The 19,969-nt window shown below is 72.2% G+C and carries 19 protein-coding genes, 1 tRNA gene and 1 pseudogene; 12 read left to right on the top strand and 9 right to left on the bottom strand.

The window, feature by feature from the left end:
• Window positions 1-81: 81 nt before the first annotated feature.
• Window positions 82-612 (bottom strand): NUDIX domain-containing protein, encoded by a 531-nt coding sequence (locus ACFYOP_RS26950; protein WP_356895237.1) that lies wholly within the window; start codon window positions 610-612, stop codon window positions 82-84.
• Between the two features lie 104 nt (window positions 613-716).
• Here ACFYOP_RS26950 and ACFYOP_RS26945 point away from each other — a divergent pair, with 104 nt between their 5' ends.
• The 3 genes from ACFYOP_RS26945 to ACFYOP_RS26935 all read left to right on the top strand — a co-directional run bounded on the left by ACFYOP_RS26945 (window position 717) and on the right by ACFYOP_RS26935 (window position 4,005).
• The gene (locus tag ACFYOP_RS26945; protein ID WP_356895225.1) at window positions 717-2,372 is read left to right on the top strand and encodes an FAD-binding dehydrogenase; all 1,656 of its coding nucleotides are present in this window, start codon (window positions 717-719) and stop codon (window positions 2,370-2,372) included.
• A gap of 363 nt (window positions 2,373-2,735) precedes the next feature.
• Window positions 2,736-3,401, top strand: a complete 666-nt coding sequence (locus ACFYOP_RS26940; protein WP_356895235.1) for a molybdopterin-dependent oxidoreductase — start codon at window positions 2,736-2,738, stop codon at window positions 3,399-3,401.
• Window positions 3,343-4,005, top strand: a complete 663-nt coding sequence (locus tag ACFYOP_RS26935; RefSeq protein ID WP_356895223.1) for a cytochrome b/b6 domain-containing protein — start codon at window positions 3,343-3,345, stop codon at window positions 4,003-4,005. Before ACFYOP_RS26940 ends, ACFYOP_RS26935 begins: the two co-directional genes overlap by 59 nt.
• Here the strand turns inward: ACFYOP_RS26935 and ACFYOP_RS26930 are convergent.
• On the bottom strand, window positions 3,991-5,388 hold the full coding sequence (locus ACFYOP_RS26930) for a gluconate:H+ symporter (RefSeq protein ID WP_356895221.1): 1,398 nt from the start codon (window positions 5,386-5,388) through the stop codon (window positions 3,991-3,993). The two genes, ACFYOP_RS26935 and ACFYOP_RS26930, sit on opposite strands and share 15 nt — an antisense overlap.
• A gap of 9 nt (window positions 5,389-5,397) precedes the next feature.
• Window positions 5,398-5,907: a gluconokinase gene (locus tag ACFYOP_RS26925; RefSeq protein ID WP_356895219.1), complete on the bottom strand. Its 510-nt coding sequence runs from the start codon at window positions 5,905-5,907 to the stop codon at window positions 5,398-5,400.
• Window positions 5,908-6,058: 151 nt separating this feature from the next.
• Between ACFYOP_RS26925 and ACFYOP_RS26920 the strand changes: the two genes are divergently transcribed.
• From ACFYOP_RS26920 to ACFYOP_RS26910, 3 genes are read left to right on the top strand one after another with little or no spacing between them, the layout of a single operon-like run.
• Window positions 6,059-6,760 carry an FCD domain-containing protein gene (locus tag ACFYOP_RS26920; RefSeq protein ID WP_356895217.1) on the top strand — a complete coding sequence of 234 codons (702 nt, stop codon included), beginning with the start codon at window positions 6,059-6,061 and terminating at the stop codon, window positions 6,758-6,760.
• Between the two features lie 57 nt (window positions 6,761-6,817).
• Window positions 6,818-7,906: an S-(hydroxymethyl)mycothiol dehydrogenase gene (locus ACFYOP_RS26915; RefSeq protein WP_356895215.1), complete on the top strand. Its 1,089-nt coding sequence runs from the start codon at window positions 6,818-6,820 to the stop codon at window positions 7,904-7,906.
• Window positions 7,906-8,535: an MBL fold metallo-hydrolase gene (locus ACFYOP_RS26910; protein ID WP_356895213.1), complete on the top strand. Its 630-nt coding sequence runs from the start codon at window positions 7,906-7,908 to the stop codon at window positions 8,533-8,535. The genes ACFYOP_RS26915 and ACFYOP_RS26910 overlap by 1 nt, the downstream gene beginning before the upstream one ends.
• On the opposite strand, the gene ACFYOP_RS26905 is transcribed toward ACFYOP_RS26910, so the two are convergent.
• From ACFYOP_RS26905 to ACFYOP_RS26895, 3 genes and pseudogenes are all read right to left on the bottom strand, one after another.
• The gene (locus tag ACFYOP_RS26905; RefSeq protein WP_356895211.1) at window positions 8,508-9,440 is read right to left on the bottom strand and encodes a pseudouridine synthase; all 933 of its coding nucleotides are present in this window, start codon (window positions 9,438-9,440) and stop codon (window positions 8,508-8,510) included. The two genes, ACFYOP_RS26910 and ACFYOP_RS26905, sit on opposite strands and share 28 nt — an antisense overlap.
• A gap of 73 nt (window positions 9,441-9,513) precedes the next feature.
• A pseudogene (locus ACFYOP_RS26900) lies at window positions 9,514-9,786 on the bottom strand (DUF5360 family protein).
• Window positions 9,787-10,386: 600 nt separating this feature from the next.
• Window positions 10,387-10,471 (bottom strand) — tRNA-Leu (locus tag ACFYOP_RS26895).
• A gap of 188 nt (window positions 10,472-10,659) precedes the next feature.
• Between ACFYOP_RS26895 and ACFYOP_RS26890 the strand changes: the two genes are divergently transcribed.
• The 3 genes from ACFYOP_RS26890 (at window position 10,660) to ACFYOP_RS26880 (ending at window position 13,270) form a co-directional block, all read left to right on the top strand.
• Complete coding sequence (locus tag ACFYOP_RS26890; protein WP_356895208.1) at window positions 10,660-11,985, top strand: M20/M25/M40 family metallo-hydrolase; 1,326 nt, start codon at window positions 10,660-10,662, stop codon at window positions 11,983-11,985.
• Window positions 11,986-12,190: 205 nt separating this feature from the next.
• Complete coding sequence (locus tag ACFYOP_RS26885) at window positions 12,191-12,424, top strand: chaplin (protein ID WP_356895206.1); 234 nt, start codon at window positions 12,191-12,193, stop codon at window positions 12,422-12,424.
• Window positions 12,425-12,568: 144 nt separating this feature from the next.
• On the top strand, window positions 12,569-13,270 hold the full coding sequence (locus ACFYOP_RS26880; protein ID WP_356895204.1) for a chaplin: 702 nt from the start codon (window positions 12,569-12,571) through the stop codon (window positions 13,268-13,270).
• Window positions 13,271-13,376: 106 nt separating this feature from the next.
• Here ACFYOP_RS26880 and ACFYOP_RS26875 read toward each other — a convergent pair whose 3' ends face one another.
• Entirely contained in the window at window positions 13,377-13,565 is a 189-nt protein-coding gene (locus ACFYOP_RS26875) for a DUF5703 family protein (protein WP_356895202.1), read from the bottom strand.
• 47 nt (window positions 13,566-13,612) lie between these two features.
• Between ACFYOP_RS26875 and ACFYOP_RS26870 the strand changes: the two genes are divergently transcribed.
• Window positions 13,613-14,272, top strand: coding sequence for a hypothetical protein (locus ACFYOP_RS26870; RefSeq protein WP_356895200.1), 660 nt, complete (start codon window positions 13,613-13,615; stop codon window positions 14,270-14,272).
• Window positions 14,273-14,347: 75 nt separating this feature from the next.
• Here the strand turns inward: ACFYOP_RS26870 and ACFYOP_RS26865 are convergent, their stop codons facing one another.
• Both ACFYOP_RS26865 and ACFYOP_RS26860 read right to left on the bottom strand, forming a co-directional pair.
• Window positions 14,348-16,783: a helix-hairpin-helix domain-containing protein gene (locus tag ACFYOP_RS26865; protein ID WP_356895198.1), complete on the bottom strand. Its 2,436-nt coding sequence runs from the start codon at window positions 16,781-16,783 to the stop codon at window positions 14,348-14,350.
• The gene (locus ACFYOP_RS26860) at window positions 16,780-17,763 is read right to left on the bottom strand and encodes an aldo/keto reductase (RefSeq protein ID WP_356895196.1); all 984 of its coding nucleotides are present in this window, start codon (window positions 17,761-17,763) and stop codon (window positions 16,780-16,782) included. Before ACFYOP_RS26860 ends, ACFYOP_RS26865 begins: the two co-directional genes overlap by 4 nt.
• A 130-nt stretch (window positions 17,764-17,893) precedes the next feature.
• Between ACFYOP_RS26860 and ACFYOP_RS26855 the strand changes: the two genes are divergently transcribed.
• Both ACFYOP_RS26855 and ACFYOP_RS26850 read left to right on the top strand, forming a co-directional pair.
• The gene (locus ACFYOP_RS26855) at window positions 17,894-18,943 is read left to right on the top strand and encodes an LLM class F420-dependent oxidoreductase (protein ID WP_356895194.1); all 1,050 of its coding nucleotides are present in this window, start codon (window positions 17,894-17,896) and stop codon (window positions 18,941-18,943) included.
• Between the two features lie 232 nt (window positions 18,944-19,175).
• Window positions 19,176-19,967, top strand: a complete 792-nt coding sequence (locus tag ACFYOP_RS26850) for a ferritin-like domain-containing protein (RefSeq protein ID WP_356895192.1) — start codon at window positions 19,176-19,178, stop codon at window positions 19,965-19,967.
• Window positions 19,968-19,969: the final 2 nt, after the last annotated feature.

Genomic DNA, 19,969 nt, shown 5'->3' with positions numbered 1-19,969 from the left:
CAACGTCATATGGGCTCTGATCCGTGACCGACGACGCTACGAAGTGACACCGCCGGTGACGGCGACCGCTTGACAACAACATTAGGAAGCCCGGTGCGCCCTGAGCCGCTCGTAGGCGGCCAGCCCGTCCGGCGTCCAGTCCCACTCGCCCAGCCGCGCCTCGAGCTCGGCGTCCGTGAGGAACCCGTGCCAGGCGACCTCCTCCCGCTGCGGGTCCACGGGCAGCTCGCAGCGCACCTCGTAGACCTGTGACCACCACGCCGGCCCTGGGCCGCCGTCCGTCCGGCTCTCGCCCTCGTACAGGAACTTGAACAGCGGCACCGGCCGCGGGAGCCCGCGCACCCCGAGCTCCTCCTCCGCCTCCCGCAGCGCGGCCTCGTCATAGCTCTCGCCGGCGCCCACCACCCCGCCCACGAACATGTCGTACATCGACGGGAAGACCAGCTTCGTGGCGGTGCGCCGGTGCACGAAGATCCGCCCGGCCGCGTCCCTGGCGAGGATGAACGCGCACCGGTGGCGCAGCCCGCGGGCGTACGCGTCGCCGCGCGCCGCCTGCCCGACCACCCGGTCGTGCTCGTCGACGATGTCGAGGATCTCTTCCGCGGACCGCATCTCAGTCATGCGCCCATCCAAGCACCGGGGTACGCCGCCATTGACGAGTTACTCGCCCGTAAGGAAGATCGGGTCCCACCGGCCCGACCGACGAATGGAAGACCATGGCGTACGACGCTGACGTGATCGTGATCGGGGCGGGACTCGCCGGCCTCGTGGCCACCGCCGAGCTCGTCGACGCCGGACGGAAGGTCATCCTGCTGGACCAGGAGCCCGAGCAGTCCATCGGCGGGCAGGCCCACTGGTCCTTCGGCGGGCTGTTCTTCGTCGACTCGCCCGAGCAGCGCCGGATGCGCATCAAGGACAGCCACGCCCTGGCCCTCCAGGACTGGCTGGGCACCGCCGGTTTCGACCGGGAGGAGGACCACTGGCCGCGCCGGTGGGCCGAGGCGTACGTCGACTTCGCGGCCGGTGAGAAGCGGGCCTGGCTGCACGGCCGGGGCGTGCGGTTCTTCCCCGTCGTCGGCTGGGCGGAGCGCGGCGGCTACGACGCGAACGGGCACGGCAACTCGGTGCCGCGCTTCCACATCACCTGGGGCACCGGCCCCGGTCTGGTCGCCCCGTTCGAGCGCCGGGTCCGCGAGGGTGTCGCGAAGGGCCTCGTACAGCTCAGGTTCCGGCACCGGGTCACCGGCCTCGGCAGCAGCGCGGGCGGCATCGACACCGTCACCGGCGAGATCCTCCGGCCGTCCGACGCGGAGCGGGGCGCGGCGAGCAGCCGTGAGGTGACCGGGGCCTTCGAGCTCACGGCGCAGGCGGTCGTCGTCACGTCCGGGGGGATCGGCGGCAACCACGACCTCGTGCGCGCCCAGTGGCCGGAGCGGCTGGGCACCCCGCCGGAGAAACTGCTCTCCGGCGTTCCCGCGCACGTCGACGGCCTGATGCTCGGCATCGCGGAGGGCGCCGGCGCCAGCCACATCAACCGCGACCGGATGTGGCACTACACCGAGGGCATCGAGAACTGGAACCCGATCTGGGCCAGGCACGGCATCCGGATCCTGCCCGGCCCGTCCAGCCTCTGGCTGGACGCACGCGGCAAGCGGCTGCCGGTGCCGCTGTTCCCCGGCTTCGACACCCTCGGCACGCTCGACCACATCATGCGCACCGGCCACGGCTACACCTGGTTCGTCCTCGACCAGAAGATCATCGGCAAGGAGTTCGCGCTGTCGGGCTCCGAGCAGAACCCGGACCTGACGGGCAAGTCCGTCCGGGACGTCTTCGTACGGGCCAGGGCGGACGTGCCGGCGCCGGTGAAGGCGTTCATGGACAAGGGCGTCGACTTCGTCGTGGAGAAGGACCTCGGCGCGCTGGTGCGCGGCATGAACCGGCTCACCGGCGACGATCTGATCGACGAGGCGGAGCTGCGGCACGAGATCACCGCGCGGGACCGGGAGATCGCCAACCCGTTCACCAAGGACCTCCAGGTCACGGCGATCCGGGGTGCCCGCAAGTACCTCGGCGACAAGTTGATCCGCACGGCCGCGCCGCACCGCCTGCTGGACCCGAAGGCGGGCCCGCTGATCGCCGTCCGCCTCAACATCCTCACCCGCAAGTCGCTCGGCGGCCTCGAGACGGACCTGTCCTCGCGCGTCCTCGACGCGTCCGGCACCCCGCTGACCGGCCTGTACGCCGCGGGCGAGGCGGCGGGCTTCGGCGGCGGCGGCGTCCACGGCTACCGGTCGCTGGAGGGAACGTTCCTGGGCGGCTGCCTCTTCTCCGGGCGTGCGGCGGGGCGGGCGGCGGCGGCCGCGGTGGGGTAGGAGCTCCGCACCAGGCCGGAGGCGCGCCGAAGGGCGGGCGCGACGTCCTGTCCGGAGCATTGCCCGATCCGTGGTGGGGGAGGCGGACGGGAACGTACCAAAGGGTTGGCATGTGCACGAGATCTTCGACAGAGAAACGGAACACACTGCTCCGGGGTGGCGGGCGCGCCGTCACCGGGGACGTTCTCGCTGCTCGCCGGAGTGTGACGGAAGTCTGACGGACCACGCCGGGCCCTGGACCCGCCGGCGGCCGGGTGCTCGAATCGAAGCGTGACCACAGACCGCCCCGCCGGCCCCGCCCCGGACCCGTCCGAGGACGCCGACCACGCCGGAAAACCGCTCGGCCGCCGCCTCGTCCTCGGCATGCTCGGCCTCGGCGCCGCCGGAGTCGTCGCCGCGCCGTCGCTGCAGCGCGGGCTGGAGAGTTTCCTCGGCGCCGCCGCGGACAAGGACCCGACCGGGCTCACCGGCCTGCTCCCGAACGGCGGCGGCTTCCGCTACTACTCCGTCGCCTCGTCCGTCCCCCGTAAGAACGCCGAGGACTACCGCCTCACCGTCGACGGCCTGGTCCGGAACCCGGCCACGTACACCCTCGCCGACCTCCGGGCCATGCCGCAGACCCGCGTCGTGCGGGACGTGCAGTGCGTCACCGGGTGGCGGGTGCCGGACACGCCGTTCGAGGGCGTACGGCTCTCCGACCTGCTGGACGTCGCCGGCGTGCGGCCGGCCGCCCGCGCGATCCGCTTCACCTGCTTCGACGGCACGTACAGCGAGAGCCTGACGCTCACGCAGGCGCGCCGTGACGACGTCCTCGTCGCGCTGCGGATGCAGGACAAGCCGGTGAGCCATTCGCACGGCGGCCCGGTCCGGCTCTATGTGGCGCCGATGTACTTCTACAAGTCGGCGAAATGGCTCTCCGGGATCACGGTCACCGACGCCGTCCGCCCCGGCTACTGGGAGGAGCGGGGCTATGACGTCGACGCCTGGGTCGGCCGGTCCAACGGCCGCAGCGACACGCCCACCGTCTGAACGGACCGGCCGCAGACGCCGGTTCAGCCGCGGCGAGCGCTGGGTGCACCGCGCAACCGCCGCCCTGCTGCTGATCTGCGTCGCGACCGCCGCCGTGCTCTACGTACCCCAGCTCGCGGAACTCGTCGGCCGCCGCCACCTCGTGGTGACCGTCCACGAGTGGTCGGGGCTGCTGCTGCCGGCGCCGTTCCTGCTCGGACTGGCCTCCCGTCCGTTCCGCGCGGACCTGCGCCGGCTGAACCGCTTCGCGCCGCACGACCGGGAGTGGCTGCGTGCTGTACGCCGCCGCCGGTACGGCCCGGACGCGCGCCCGGCGGGCAAGTTCAACGCCGGGCAGAAGATCTACGCCGCCTGGATCGCCGGCGCGGTGCTGGTCATGCTCGGGACCGGACTGCTGATGTGGTTCACCGGACTCACGCCGCTGGTATGGCGTACGAGCGCGACGTTCGTGCACGACTGGCTGTCGCTCGCGGTCGGGATCGCGATCGCCGGACACATCGCGATGGCGCTCGCCGACCCGGAGGCACGCCGTGGCATGCGCACCGGGTCGGTCGAGCGCCGATGGTCGCGGGAGCGTCACCCGCGGTGGCTAGAGGACGAGTGACAGCAGCAGCACGAAGACGATGCCGACGACCGAGATGATCGTCTCCATCACCGACCAGGTCTTGATCGTCTGGCCGACGCTCATGCCGAAGTACTCCTTCACCAGCCAGAAGCCGGCGTCGTTGACGTGGCTGAAGAAGAGCGAGCCCGCGCCGATCGCCAGGACCAGCAGGGCGGCGTGGGAGGTCGACATGTCGGCGGCGAGCGGGGCGACCAGGCCGGCCGCGGAGATCGTCGCCACGGTCGCGGAGCCGGTCGCCAGCCGGATCGCCACGGCGATCAGCCAGGCGAGCAGCAGCGTCGGGATGGCCCAGTTCTCGGAGAAGTCCAGGATCATCCGGCCGACGCCGATGTCGATCAGCGTCTGCTTGAAGCCGCCGCCGGCGCCGACGATGAGCAGCACGCCGGCGATCGGGGCGAGCGACTTCTCGACGGTCGACGCGAGGCGGTCCCTGGCGAATCCGGCGGCGCGCCCCAGGGTGAACAGGCCGGCGATCACGGCGGCCAGGAGCGCGATCAGCGGCGAGCCGATGACGTCGGTGACCCGCTGGACGGTGTGCTCGGGGTCGTCCACGACGATGTCGACCAGGGCCTTCGCCATCATCAGGACGACGGGCAGCAGGACCGTGGCCACGGTCGCGCCGAAGCCGGGACGCTTCTCCAGGTCCTCCGACGGACGCTGCGGCAGCATCTTCTCGGGTGCGGGGATGTCGACCCAGCGCGCGGCGTACTTGGAGAACACCGGACCGGCGACGATCACCGTCGGCACGGCGACGACGAGGCCGAGCGCCAGCGTCACGCCGAGGTTGGCGCCGATGGCGTCGATGGCCACGAGCGGGCCGGGGTGCGGCGGGATGAGGCCGTGCATCACGGAGAGTCCGGCCAGCGCCGGGATGCCGATCCGCATCAGCGAGTAGTTGCCGCGCTTGGCGACCATCAGCACGACCGGGATCAGCAGGACGATGCCGACCTCGAAGAAGAGCGGAAGTCCGATGATGGAGGCGATCAGCACCATCGCCCACGGCATGGAGCGCCCGCTCGCCCTGGCGAGGATCGTGTCGACGATCTGGTCGCCGCCGCCGGAGTCGGCGAGCAGCTTGCCGAGTATCGCGCCGAGGGCGATCAGTACGCCGACGCCCGCGACGGTCGAGCCGAGACCGGTGGTGAAGGAGACGAGGGCCGCGTCCAGCGGCGCCCCGGCGAGCGCGCCGAGCGCGAGCGACCCGATGGTCAGGGCGAGGAAGGGGTGCAGCTTGAACCGGGTGATGAGCAGCACGATGGCGGCGATGCCCGCGAGGACGGCGATGCCGAGCTGTGCGTTACCCGCCGAGGTGATCGGTTCGACGGTGTCCGCTGCCAGCGACTCGACGCTGAGACTGGTCACGGTGATTCCTTAGTCTTCGAGCCTGCGCAGCGCGGCGACGGCCCGTTCGGTGATTTCTTCGGGACTTCCGGACACATCGACGGCGACGCCCGCCTCGTCGTCCTCCAGCGGCTGAAGGGCGGCGAACTGGGAGTCGAGCAGCGCGGTGGGCATGAAGTGCCCCTTGCGCTCCGCCATCCGCCGCTCGATGAGCTCGCGGCTGCCGGTGAGGTGGAGGAACGCGGCGTCGGGCGCTGCCGCCCGCAGCCGGTCACGGTACTCACGCTTGAGCGCGGAGCTGGAGACCACTCCGCCGAGCCCCGCCCTGCCGTGGGCCCACGCGCCGATGGCGTCGAGCCACGGCCGGCGGTCCTCGTCGTCCAGCGGGACGCCGGCCGACATCTTGGCGATGTTCGCCGGCGGGTGGAAGTCGTCGCCCTCGGCGTAGGGGACGCCCAGAGTGGCGGCGAGCAGGGGCCCGATCGTGGTCTTGCCGGTTCCTGCCACGCCCATCACCACGATGACGTGGGGGGTGCTCATTACGTTCCTCGCTGTCCTCGTCGACATCGACGTCGGTCCGTCGCGCTACTGAAACCTATTAGGTACGACATATTCAAGGGGGTGAGATGTAAACGTCATACTTTTTGTTTCCAGGGCGTTCGGTGGTGATCACGCGCCGTACCCTTTGTCCATGACCACAGAAGGCCGAGGGCTCCACACGCACGTGCTCGACACCCTCGGTCTGGCGATCACCGCGGGCGAGTATCCGCAGGGCAGCGTGGTGCGCACCGACGAGGTGGCCCAGCGCTTCGACGTGTCGCGCACCGTCGTCCGGGAAGTCGTACGCGTCCTGGAGTCCATGCACCTCGTGGAGTCACGGCGCCGCGTCGGCGTCACGGTGCGCCCCACCGAGGAGTGGAACGTCTTCGACCCCCGCGTCATCCGCTGGCGGCTCGCCGGCCGCGACCGCCCACGTCAGCTGCGCTCGCTCACCGTGCTGCGCTCCGCGGTCGAACCGGTCGCGGCCGGCCTCGCCGCCGTGAACGCGACCCCCGAGCAGTGCGCGGCGCTGACCGAGGAGGCCCTCGGCATGGTCGCGACCTCCCGGGGCCAGCAGCTCGAGGGGTATCTGAAACACGACATCGCCTTCCACCGGGTGGTGCTCAACGCCTCCGGCAACGAGATGTTCGCCCGGCTCGGTGACGTCGTCGCCGAGGTACTCGCCGGCCGCACCCACCACCATGTGATGTTCGACGACCCCGACCCGGCGGCGGTCACCCTGCATGTGCAGGTCGCCGAGGCCGTCCGCGAGGGCGACGCCGAACGGGCCGAGCGGCTCACCCGGGAGATCGCCGTGGGCGCCCTTCAGGAGCTCGACGTCCTCGCGCCGTGACTTCACGGGTCATAGTGGGTGACGACGTCAACTGCGCGAGAAGGGGCAGGTACTGCGATGCCGCAGCAGGTGCAAGGTGTGATCGCACCCGGAAGGAACGAACCGGTGCGGGTGGAGACGATCACGATCCCCGACCCGGGCCCGGGCGAGGCCGTGGTCAAGGTGCAGGCCTGCGGTGTCTGCCACACCGACCTGCACTACAAGCAGGGCGGGATCAACGACGAGTTCCCGTTCCTCCTGGGCCACGAGGCCGCGGGCGTCGTGGAGTCGGTCGGCGACGGCGTCACCGAGGTCGCGCCCGGGGACTTCGTGATCCTCAACTGGCGCGCGGTGTGCGGCCGGTGCCGGGCGTGTCTGCGCGGCCGGCCCTGGTACTGCTTCGACACCCACAACGCGAAGCAGAAGATGACCCTCGCCGAGTCGGGCGCCGAACTGTCGCCCGCCCTCGGCATCGGCGCATTCGCCGAGAAGACCCTGGTCGCCGCCGGCCAGTGCACCAAGGTCGACCCGGCGGTCTCCCCGGCCGTGGCCGGCCTGCTCGGCTGCGGGGTGATGGCCGGCATCGGCGCCGCCATCAACACCGGCCAGGTCGGCCGCGGCGACTCGGTGGCCGTGATCGGCTGCGGCGGCGTCGGGGACGCGGCCGTCGTCGGCGCCCGGCTCGCCGGAGCGGCGACGATCATCGCCGTCGACATCGACGACCGCAAGCTGGCGACCGCGAAGCGGATGGGCGCCACCCACACCGTCAACTCCCGTACCGGCGACGCCGTCGAGGCGATCCGCGAACTCACCGGCGGCTTCGGCGCGGACGTCGTCATCGAGGCCGTCGGCCGCCCGGAGACGTACGAACAGGCCTTCTACGCCCGCGACCTGGCCGGCACCGTCGTCCTGGTCGGCGTCCCGACCCCGGACATGAAGCTCGAACTGCCGCTCCTGGACGTCTTCGGCCGCGGCGGGGCGCTCAAGTCGTCCTGGTACGGCGACTGCCTGCCCTCCCGTGACTTCCCGATGCTGATCGACCTGCACCAGCAGGGCCGTATCGACCTCGGCGCGTTCGTCACGGAGACCATCGGGCTCGGGGACGTCGAGAAGGCGTTCGCCCGGATGCACGAGGGCGACGTGCTGCGATCGGTGGTGCGGCTCTGATGGCGGCCCGTATCGACCACCTGGTCACCTCCGGCACCTTCTCGCTCGACGGCGGCACCTGGGACGTCGACAACAACGTCTGGATCGTCGGCGATGACACCGAGGCGATCGTCGTCGACGCCGCCCACGACGCGGAGGCCATCCTCGCGGCGCTCGGCGGCCGTACGCTGCGCGCCGTCGTCTGCACCCATGCGCACAACGACCACATCGACGTGGCCCCGGCGCTCGCCGCCGCCACCGGCGCGCCGATCCTGCTCCACCCGGACGACCTGCCCCTGTGGAAGCAGACCCACCCGGAACGCGCCCCCGACGGGGACCTCACCGACGGCATGGTGATCACGGTCGCCGGCACCGCCCTGACCGTGCTGCACACTCCCGGTCACGCCCCCGGCGCCGTCTGCCTCCACGCCCCCGGCCTCGCCACCGTGTTCAGCGGCGACACGCTGTTCCAGGGCGGTCCGGGCGCGACCGGGCGGTCGTTCTCCCACTTCCCGACCATCATCGACTCCATCCGCGACCGGCTCCTCACCCTGCCGCCGGACACCGTCGTCCGCACCGGCCACGGCGGCACCACCACCATCGGCGCCGAGGCGCCGCACCTTCAGGAGTGGGTGCGCCGGGGCCACTGAGCCAGCCTCAGCCGGCTCTCGAACCGCCGCCGCTCCCCGGTGACCGGATCGGTGAACTCCAGGGCCCTCGCCAGCAGTTGCAGCGGACGGCAGAAGTCCTCCGGCGCCTCGGGCAGTACGACCGGGAACAGCGGGTCGTTCAGGATCGGCAGCCCCAGACCGTTCATATGGACCCGCAGCTGATGGGTACGGCCGGTGGCCGGCAGCAGCCGGTACCGGCCGGTCCCGCCGTCCGCGCCGAGCAGCTCGATCCGGGTCTCGCTGTTCGGCTCGCCGGGCACCTCCCGTGCCGCGAGCACCCCGCGCTCCTTGACGATCCGGCTCCGCACGGTCCGGGGCAGCGCCACCGCAGGGTCGTGGGGCGCGAGCGCCTCGTACTCCTTGCGCACCCGCCGGTCGCGGAACATCGTCTGGTACGCGCCCCGGTCCACGAAGAGCACCAGGCCCGCCGTCAGCCGGTCCAGCCGGTGCGCGGGCTGCAGCGCCGGCAGCCCCAGATCGCGGCGCAGCCGGGCCACGGCCGTCTCCTTCACATGGCCGCCGCGCGGCGTGGTGGCGAGGAAGTGCGGCTTGTCGGCGATCACGATGTGCTCGTCGCGGTGCACGATCCCGATCCCGAAGGGCACCGGCCGCTCCGCGGGGAAGTCCCGGTGGAACCAGAGAAGGCGTCCCGCCGTGTACGGCTCGTCCCCGGCGACCGGGCCGTCCGTGCCGACGAAGCGTCCGTCCCGCAGCATCGACTCCACCCGGGCGGGGCCGACGGCTGCCCCGTACCGGTCCAGCAGATGGTCGCGCACGGTGGGCCAGCGGCCGCCGGGGTCCTCCGGCAGCCGCAGCCGCACAGGGTCGATGCCGTCGCGCTGGGGGAGCGGGGCGGGGACGGCCGCCCGGTTTCTGCGTCTCACCGATGAGACTGTAGGCCCACCGAACCGGGCGTCCGGGCCCGGTCCCGGCCGTCGCGGCCGGTCTCCTGCCGCATCAGCAGCACGATCGGGGGGACGGGAACAGCAGCAGGAAGAGCTTGGGCACCCACCAGGTGACCGACCAGTCCCCGCGCAGCGCCCAGAACACCACGGCCTGCGGGCCCGCGGTGCTCCTCAGCGTCAGTGACACCTACATCAGCGCCCGCCACGCGGACCGGTGGCGGGCGAAGCGTCCGGCGCCCTTGGCGCGCAGCAGATACAGGGCCGCGAGCCCGGTCGCGCCGGCGGCCACGTCCAGCGGCAGGAACGAGTAGCCCCAGTCGCTCATCACCGGGTCGTCGAAGTCCTTGTACGCACCTCGGGCCCGGCAGCCCCGCCTCGAACCTGTCGACCAGCCGCTGCACCACACCCGAGACGAGAGCGCGCTTGCTCGGGAAGTGGTGGAGCAGACCGCCCTTGCTCACGCCCGCCTCCGCGGCGACGGCGTCCAGCCGGACCGCGTCCACACCGCCCTTGACCAGCAGCCGCTCCACGGCGTCGAGGAGTCGATCGCGCACTGTTCCGCCTGTCTCTCGCCCGATCCACCGGCCGACCGTCCGGACGGTCGAATCGATCGCGCATCGCACGAAGACCCTGCGGGCCCTGCGGGGCCTTGCCGGGGTGAGGCCGGAGGGCGTCAAGCGCGTACGGATCGTGCGGCAGCCGCCGACCGGGTACGTATCCCCGGCAACATCCAGGCCGGGGAGGACATCCGCGTCCTGGACGTCACCCAGGGCGACTACGCGCTGCCGCTGTCGGGAACCGACCGGTGGATGTTCGATGTCGTCCCTGGTCTGACCTGGGGGTTCGCTGTGCCGTTGGTCACATGGTTGGTCACGCCACCGCCCACAAATGCAAAAGACCCCAGGTGAACTGGGGTCCTTGCCGGTGTCCGAGGGGGGACTTGAACCCCCACGCCCGATAAAGGGCACTAGCACCTCAAGCTAGCGCGTCTGCCATTCCGCCACCCGGACAAGGTGTCTGTCTCGCGGCCCTGGGCCGTTCCCGACGTGGAAAACCATAGCAAACATTCGACACCGCTCGATCACGCCCCCGCACCCGCCGCCCGCCGGGCAGAGGCCGGTGGCCGCCCTTGGGCCGCGAGGCACGATGGCGAGAGGATGAGCCCTAACCACCAGCAGCGACAGCGGGAGGAATCAGCGTGAGCGAGTCGAACACAGCCCGGGCGGTCACGGGCGAGGACGAGGTCGTCGATCTCTGCCGTGAGCTGATCAGGATCGACACCAGCAACTACGGCGACCACTCCGGGCCCGGTGAGCGCGCCGCGGCCGAGTACGTCGCTTCGATGCTCGCCGAGGTCGGGCTGGAGCCGCGGATCCTCGAGTCCCACAAGGGGCGCGCCTCCACCGTGGCCCGCATCGAGGGCGAGGACCCGTCCCGGCCCGCGCTGCTCATCCACGGCCACCTCGACGTGGTCCCCGCGAACGCGGACGACTGGACCCACCACCCGTTCTCCGGCGAGATCGCCGAGGACTGCGTGTGGGGCCGGGGCGCGGTCGACATGAAGGACATGGACGCGATGACGCTCGCGGTCGTACGGGACAGGCTGCGCAGCGGCCGCAAGCCCCCGCGCGACATCGTCCTCGCCTTCCTCGCCGACGAGGAGGCCGGCGGCACCTACGGCGCCCGGTATCTGGTCGACAAGCACCCGGCCCTCTTCGAGGGCGTCACCGAGGCGATCGGCGAGGTCGGCGGCTTCTCCTTCACCGTCAACGAGAACCTGCGGCTGTATCTCGTGGAGACGGCCCAGAAGGGCATGCACTGGATGCGCCTGACCGTGGACGGCACCGCCGGCCACGGCTCGATGACCAACAACGACAACGCCATCACCGAGCTGTGCGAGGCCGTCGGCCGGCTCGGCCGCCACACCTGGCCGGTGCGGGTCACCAAGACCGTGCGGTCCTTCCTGGACGAGCTGTCCGACGCCCTCGGCACCCCGCTCGACCCCGAGGACATGGACGCGACCCTCGCCAAGCTCGGCGGTATCGCCAAGATGGTCGGCGCCACCCTGCGCAACTCCGCGGCCCCCACCATGCTCGGCGCAGGCTACAAGGTGAACGTCATCCCCGGCCAGGCGACCGCGCACGTGGACGGCCGTTTCCTGCCGGGCTACGAGGAGGAGTTCCTCACCGAGCTGGACCGGCTGCTCGGCCCCCGGGTCAGGCGCGAGGACGTGCACGGCGACAAGGCGCTGGAGACCAGCTTCGACGGGGCGCTGGTGGACGCCATGCAGGTGGCGCTGAAGGCGGAGGACCCGATCGCGAGGGCCGTGCCGTACATGCTCTCAGGCGGCACCGACGCCAAGTCCTTCGACGATCTCGGCATCCGCTGCTTCGGTTTCGCGCCGCTCAAGCTGCCGCCGGAGCTGGACTTCGCCGGGATGTTCCACGGCGTGGACGAGCGGGTGCCGGTGGACGGCCTGAAGTTCGGCGTGCGGGTCCTCGACCGGTTCATCGATCAGTGCTGACCTCCTGTACGGGGGTGTGGCCGGTGCCGAGGGGGCCGCGGAGGCCGTGCCGGGGCCTGTTCGGATGACGCTCCGATAATCGCCAGCACGTACGTAGATGACTTGAAAGAGTGAATGGGGGTGGCGACTCGTAGCCCCGGTGGCTCCTCCTCGTTACAGGTGTTGCGGTCCGCGGCTGGGACCGCATTTGCCAACAGGAGGAATAATGATCAAGAAGGTCGTCGCGACTGCGGCTGCCACCAGCGGTCTGCTGCTCGCCGGTGCGGGCATGGCCATGGCCGACGCGGGCGCTCACGGTGCCGCTGTGGGCTCCCCCGGCGTTCTGTCGGGCAACCTGCTTCAGGTGCCGGTCCACGTGCCCGTGAACGTCTGTGGCAACACGGTCAACGTCATCGGCCTGCTGAACCCCGCCTTCGGCAACACCTGCGTCAACGCCTGACGTTGCGGCCCGGCCCACAGCGGGCCGGCAGTGAATCCGGGCGGCTCCGGAGTGCGCGCCATGCACTCCGGAGCCGCCCGTTTCTTCCAACCCCCGGGCATGGGCCCAGGGGATTCGTGAAGCTGGAAGGCAGGGCATCAAGACATGCGACAGGTCACGCGTAAAGGCCTGATCACCGTGGCCGCCGCAGGCGGCGTACTCGCCCTCGGCGGCGGCTACGCGCAGGCGGACGCCGGGGCGCACGGAGACGCCTCGAACTCGCCGGGCGTAGCGTCCGGCAACTCGGTCCAGGCGCCGGTGCACGTTCCGGTCAACGTCTGCGGCAACACCGTGGACGTCGTCGGGCTCCTCAACCCGACGTTCGGCAACGAGTGCGCCAACGTCTCCGGGTCAGGCCCGGGCGGCGGCGGTGGCTCCGGGGCGGACGGCACGACGAGCAACTCACCCGGCGTCGGCTCCGGCAACAACGTCCAGGCGCCGGTCGACGTACCGGTCAACGCCTGCGGCAACAGCATCACAGTCGGCGGTCTGCTCAACCCCTCGTTCGGCAACGACTGCACGAACGACTCGGGTGGCACCCCGCCCGGCGGTCCGGAGGAGCCCGGCAAGCCCACCGAGCCCAACACCCCGGAGACCCCGGAGACCCCGGAGACCCCGGAGACCCCGGAGACCCCGGAGACCCCGGGCAAGCCGAACACTCCGGGCGCCCAGACCGTGACGCCCGGTGGCGGCGGCGGTGAACTCGCGGCGACCGGCATGGACGCGCTCGACGTCGCGGCGCCGGCAGGCGTGGGCCTGCTGCTCGCGGGAGCGCTGCTCTACCGCCGGTCCCGCACCGCCGCGTAGGCGCGCCCCGGACCCGGCCCGGTCATGGGCCCGGCCGTGTCGTTCACCGAGGAGCGGACCCCGCGTCGCGGGGCCCGCTCCCTCCGTGCCTGGGCACCGGCCCTGATCACCAGGTGGCTCGCACCTGGCGGATGATGCGCCGGCGCAGCCGCACTCTGCGGCTGCCGTCGCGGTGCAAGGTCAGTCGGTCCAACTCCCAGTGTCCGTACTCGGCATGGTCGGTCAGCAGACGGGTCGCTTCCTTGCGGGAGACCCCGCGCGCCACGTACACGTCGACAAATTCGTATTCCGGCATCGCATCTATTGTGCGTGCAGCGCCCCGGTACGGATAGCGTCTGCACTATGTCTGATGCTGCGCAGCCCACCGCTGCCGAGGTACGTGCCGCCGCCGAGGCGGTCAAAGCCGCACTGGACCGTCACCTCGAGGCGGTCGAGAACCGCACCGGAGACGACGACCCGGCCGTCTACGAAGCCTTCAACGAGCTCGCCGCGGCCGCCGAGGCGTACGACGAGCGGCTCTACGACCGCTATGACGAGGTGACCCCCTTCGAGATCCCCGGCGCGGACGATTCCCTGCCGCCGTACGCGGGACCCGAGGAGCCGAATGCGCTGAGCGTCCTGATCCGCCGGGACTACGCCGTGGTGGAGCCCAAGCGGCTGCTGGCGCAGGCGCAGCGCATCGCGGACCTCGACCGGGACGGGGACGAGAGCGTGCTGACCGCGCCGGTCGTCGGCACCAGCGTGCACGCGGCCCTCGGGGTGCTCTTCGGCGAGTTCGAACCGGACGAAATCGCCTCACGGCACAAGGAGTTCGGTCTCGAGGAGGGCGACTCCACGCTGTGGGTGGCCGCCGCGGACGAGCTGCCGGAGCCGGGGGAGTGGCTGAGCGTGCCCTTCGACCAGGCGGACCCCGAGCGGGTCGTCTGCCGGTTCGACGTCAGCTCCGTCTTCGACGAGGACGAGCTGCGCGAGGAGTTGGTGGAGTCCGACGACGAGTCGTGACCGGCCTGTGCCGTTCACTGTTCGCGGTTTCCGGCCCGGGACGACCCGTACGGGGTAGTCCCGGGCCGGGGCCGTTCACCGGGGCTGCTGTGCCGGTTCCTGCGGCTGTCCCTGTCCTCGTGGCTGAGGCTGAGTCGCCGGCTCGGCGAGCAGGCCCTCCAGCAGGGTCCTCAGCCGTGTGGTGCGCTGCGGGCCCGGGCGTTCGGCCACCGCCTGCGGGAGCGCCTGGTCCACGCCGTGCACCACCGACAGATGCCGCTCGGCCCGGCCGAACGCCGTGTACACCCACGGCCTGCTCAGAGCCTGCGCCGCGTCTCCCGGCAGCACGGCGACAACGGCCGGCCAGCGCATGCCGGCGGCCTGGTGCGCGGTGAGCGCCCAGCCGTGGCGCAGCGCCGACTCGACCCGCTCCCTCGGCACGACCGTCCTGACGCCGTCGCAGTCCAGGTGCAGCCCGGACGCGTCCGCCGAGACGACGGTGCCGGTGAGCGTCCGGCCGGGCGCCTGCGAGTAGGCGACCCGGTCGCCGGGGTCGAAGCCGCCGAAGCGTCCGCCGCCGGGGTTGAGACGCTGCTTGAGCGCCGCGTTGAGTTCGCGGGTGCCCGCGGAGCCGCCGTGCCCCACCGTGACGACCTGGGTCTGCTCGGCAGGCACTCCGATGGCCCGCGGCACCGAGTCGGCGACCAGCTGGACCGTACGGTGCACGGCCTCGCCCGCGTCCCGCACCGGGACGATCACGACCTCCTTGCCCGGGGTCGCGACCTGGTTCAGCTCGCCGATGCCGATGCCGGACACCAGCTCGCCGAGCGGCCCGGGGTCGGGCGTACGCGACGCGATCTGCGGGCACACCCGGGCGGCCAGCAGGTCCTGGAACACCCGGCCCGCGCCCGCGCCGGCGAGCACCCCCGGATCGCCGCTGAGCACCAGCCGGCCGCCGTCCGGCATGGACTCCACCAGCATCGCGGCGGCCTCCACGTCCAGCTGCGGGGCGTCCAGCACGACGAGCAGGTCGAGTGCGAACGCGCCGTCCGCGTCGCGGCCGGGCCCCGCGGAGCCGTCCAGCAGGGCGGCGACGGTCACGGCGCCGGTGTCCGGCCCCAGCCTGCGCACGCCGTTCTCCGCGTGCACGGCCACGACGGCCCGCAGACCGAGGCGGCCGGCAGCCTTCGCGAGCGCCACGGGCTCGGCGCGGGCGGCCTCACCGCCGGTGTGCACGACCAGACCGTGCGCCCCCGCGGCCCGTACGAGCTCCGGTCCCTCCCAGACGTCGGCCGGCCCGGTCCTGACCAGCCTGGCCAGGCCGTCCGCGAGGCTCTCCTCCGCCATCGCGTACCGGTCGAGCCCCAGCAGCACGGGCACGGGCGGGGCGTCGCCCTCCTCGTTCTCCTCGCCCTCGTCCTCGTCGATTCCGTCCTGAAAGACCAGGACGGTGCCGTCCTCGACGGCCTGCTGCACGGCTCCGTCCGGATCGGGCACCGACCGCTCCGCGAGCGCGGCCCGGACGGCCGGTGCGTCGAGGGCCGTGTGCCCCAGGAGCGCGGCGCGCTCCAGCAGCCACGTGACGAGCGCCGAGGTCCGGCGCTCGTCGCCGGGCCCGGCCCCGGGGCCGAGCAGCGCACGGGCGAACCCGTCCGCCTGTTCAGGCCGCACCCCCGGCACGGAGAGCAGCTGCCAGGGGTCCTCGGCGAGAACGTCACCGGCCGCCTCGCCCAGGACCTCGGCGGCCTGCCCCGCGAGCCCCTCGGGCGCGCCGCCCTTCACGAGCAGGCCGCGCACGGCGGCGACGGCGTCCGGATCCGGCTCGGGCTGCGCCTGCCGCACCGGCCGCGCGGCGGGCGCCGGTGCGGGAGCGGCCCGCCGCGGCGGCTCGGGCGCGACGGACCCGAAGGAGGCCGGGTCCGGCTTCTCGCCGCTCTCCACGGCCCGTACGGCGGCGAGCAGATCGGCGGCCTTCCCGCTGAGCTTCGTCCCGCTGGCGATGGGCCCCTCCCGCTCCGCCTTCCGCTGCGCGATCCGCTCCCGCAACTCCCGCTGCGCGGCGATCTCGGTCTCGACCTCACTCAGCCCGGATCCCGCGCGACCCGCGACGCCTTCGGCGTCCGCCGTGGCGGTGTTGCCGGCCACGTGCGCCGCGTCGCGCCCGGTGCCCGCCGCGTCGGCGTCCTCCACCGCCCCAGCCCCGTCCCCGGCCGTTCCCGTATCGCCGGTGTGCTCCAGTGCCGCAGCTGCTTCCTGGGCCGAGCCCGCTGCCTCGTCAGCGCCTGTCGCGCCGGCGACGGCGACGGCGGCTTCGTCGACGCTGGTGGCCGCGTCTGATCCGGCGGCCGGGTCCGCGCCTGCCTCGACGGTCCCGCCCGCGACGCCTTCGGTGTCCGACGCGTCCGACGCTTCAGCGGGCGCGGCGGGCCCGGAGTCGCCCACGGCGTCGTCCAGACCCTCCGCGGGGTCCGCCGGGGGAGGGGTGGAGTCGGCGGGGGGACCGGGGGAGGTCCCCCGGGGACGCGCAGTCACAGCGTGCTCCAGTCCTGGTCGGGATAGCGGTGCACGGGCGCCGACACATCGTCGAGCGCCTGGCAGATCTCGTCAGGAAGAGTAAGCGCCTCCACTGACAACGCCGCGCTCAGCTGCTGGGAATTGCGCGCGCCGACGATCGGCGCCACCACGCCCGGCCGGTCGCGGACCCACGCGAGCGCCACTTCAAGGGGTGTCGCCGCCAGTCCGTCCGCCGCCGTCGCGACCGCGTCGACGATGCTGCTCGCCGCCTCGTCGAGGTACGGCTCCACGAAGGCCGCCATCTGTTCGGAGGCGCCCCGCGAGTCGGACGGTGTGGCGGTCCGGTATTTGCCGGTGAGCACGCCGCGGCCCAGCGGTGACGACGGCAGCAGGCCCACCCCCAGGTCGAGCGCCGCCGGCAGCACCTCCCGCTCCACGCCTCGCTGGAGGAGCGAGTACTCCATCTGGGTGCTCGCCAGCCGGGTGCGCGTGCCCGGTGAGGCGAGCTGCCAGGTCGCCGCCTTCGCCAGCTGCCAGCCGCTGAAGTTCGACACGCCCGCGTACCGCGCCCGGCCGCTGCTGACCGCGATGTCGAGGGCCTGGAGCGTCTCCTCGAGCGGCGTGCCGGGGTCGAAGGCGTGGATCTGCCACAGGTCCACGTAGTCCGTGCCGAGCCGCGCCAGCGACGCGTCGAGCGCGGCGAGCAGATGGCCGCGTGAGCCGTCGAAGCGCCGGTCCGGGTCCGGCACGCTGCCGGCCTTCGTGGCGATCACCAGGTCCGCGCGGGGCACCAGCCGTTCGACCGACTGGCCCAGCAGGTACTCGGCCTCCCCGCCGCCGTACACATCGGCGGTGTCGACCAGCGTCCCGCCGGCCTCCCAGAAGACCTTCAACTGGTCGGCGGCGTCGTGCTCGTCGGTGTCCCGGCCCCAGGTCAGGGTGCCGAGCCCGATCCGGGACACGCGCAGGCCGGTGCGGCCGAGATGCCTCTGCTCCATGGGCGCTGAGATTACTGGCCAGAGGCGCACCCTGAGAGAGCCTGTGGACAACGCGCCCCTCCCCGGAAGCGGCGCCCCCGCGCTAGAGTCCCGGCACAGGCACGTTACTGATCAGTAAGAGGGAGCGGTTATGCGGCTCGGCATCAACCTCGGCTACTGGGGCGCGGGCATCGACGGCGACAACCTCGCCGTCGCACAGGAGGCCGACCGGCTCGGCTACGACGTCTGCTGGGCCGCGGAGGCGTACGGCTCCGACGCCCCGACCGTGCTCAGCTGGGTCGCCGCCCAGACCGAGCGGATCGACGTCGGTTCCGCGATCCTGCAGATCCCGGCCCGACAGCCCGCCATGACGGCGATGACGGCGGCCACGCTGGACTCGCTCTCGGGCGGCCGGTTCCGGCTCGGGCTCGGCGTCTCGGGGCCGCAGGTCTCCGAGGGCTGGTACGGCGTCAAGTTCGACAAGCCGCTCGCCCGCACCCGCGAGTACGTCGAGATCGTGCGCAAGGCGATGTCCCGCGAGCGCCTCTCTTACGAGGGCGAGCACTGGACGCTGCCACTGCCCGGCGGTCCGGGCAAGCCGATCAAGCTCACCGTGCACCCGGAGCGCGAGCACATCCCGCTCTACATCGCGGCGATCGGCCCCAAGAACCTCGAGCAGACCGGTGAGATCGCCGACGGCGCCCTGCTGATCTTCCCGTCCGCCGAGCACATCGAGGACACCGCGCTGCGCCACATCCGCGCGGGCCGCGAGAAGGCCGGCAGGACGATGGACGGCTTCGACGTCTGCCCGACCCTGCCGCTCGCGGTCGGCGACGACGTCGCCGGCCTCGCCGACATGTTCCGGCCGTACACGGCGCTCTACGTCGGCGGCATGGGCAGCCGGAAGCAGAACTTCTACAACCAGCTCGCGCAGCGCATGGGTTACGAGAAGGAGGCCGCCGAGATCCAGGACAAGTACCTCGACGGCGACAAGGCCGGCGCGGCGGCCGCCGTCCCGCACACGCTGATCGACCAGACCGCGCTGCTCGGCCCGGTGGAGCGGATCGCCGACCGGATGCAGGCGTACGCGTCGGCCGGTGTCACCACGCTGACCCTCTCGCCCGCCGGTTTCACTCTCGACGAGCGGATCACCGCGCTGCGCGCCGGCACCGAGGCCCTGGAGCGCGCCGGCCTCGCCTGAACCCTCCGGGGCAAGCCTGCGGCCGTGGTGGGGGCTCGGGGGTCTTCCCCGCCACGGCCGTCACGCGGTACAACGCGCGACGGCCGCGGCGGTTACTGCCGTGCGTACGGCCTTTCGCCGCATGCTCTGGTCCGTTCGGTCGATTTGTCCTAGTGAGCCCTTGCCTGGGCAGCTGTATCCCATTTGACTCGTTCTTTGCGGATGTCCCGAAGGCCCGACGGAGGTTGCAGACATGCTCTCGGCCCGGAGTCTCTTCCAGGAGATCGTCGACGACGACGAGTCGTTTCGGCTGTTCTGCTCCATCGCGGCCGGCGGCGAGGCCCAGGGAGGCTGGGAGAACGGCCGCATCGCCGCCCTCGTCCCCGAGACCCTGCGCGACCTGGCCCCGAGGATCGCCCGGCACGGGGCCGACGAGGACAAACACGGCCGCCTGTTCCACGCCCTTCTCAGGAAGCGGCGGCTGGAACCCGTACCGGTGCCGCCGGAGACCGACTACACCATGCTGCTGGAGCGGCGGGGCATCGGCCTCTCCCACGAGAAGCTGCGCCGCGAGGACCGGCTGACCGAGCACGACATCGTCGTCTACCTCGCGCACAGCCGGGTCACCGAGCAGCGTGCGGCCGAGCAGATGGAGCTTCTGGTGAAGTACTTCGGCGACCATCCCGGCATCGGCCGGGCGATCCGGATGATCAGCGACGACGAGGACAACCACCTGGCCTACTGCCACGAGGAACTGCTCCGCCTCTCCGCCGCCGGGCACGCCCGCACCGTCCGGAGGCTGCTGCGTGAGAGCGCGCTGGCCGAGATCCGCGTCCACCGCGACGTCAGCCTCGCCGTCATGGCCCGCATGGCGCGGCTGCTGCGCTGGCCCCGGACCAAGTCCGCGCTTCTCGCCGTCGGCATCCACGCGACGTACGGGTACGAACGGGTCCACGGCTGGCGTCGCATGGTGGACCTGAGGACGCCGGTCCGCCCCGGCGCCCTCGACGGTCCGGTCACCGCCGCTCCCGCCCCCGCCCACTGACC

Origin of the sequence: Streptomyces sp. NPDC006294, assembly GCF_042870895.1 — a bacterium.
Classification (GTDB): domain Bacteria; phylum Actinomycetota; class Actinomycetes; order Streptomycetales; family Streptomycetaceae; genus Streptomyces.
This window is presented reverse-complemented; position numbering and strand designations above follow the sequence as displayed.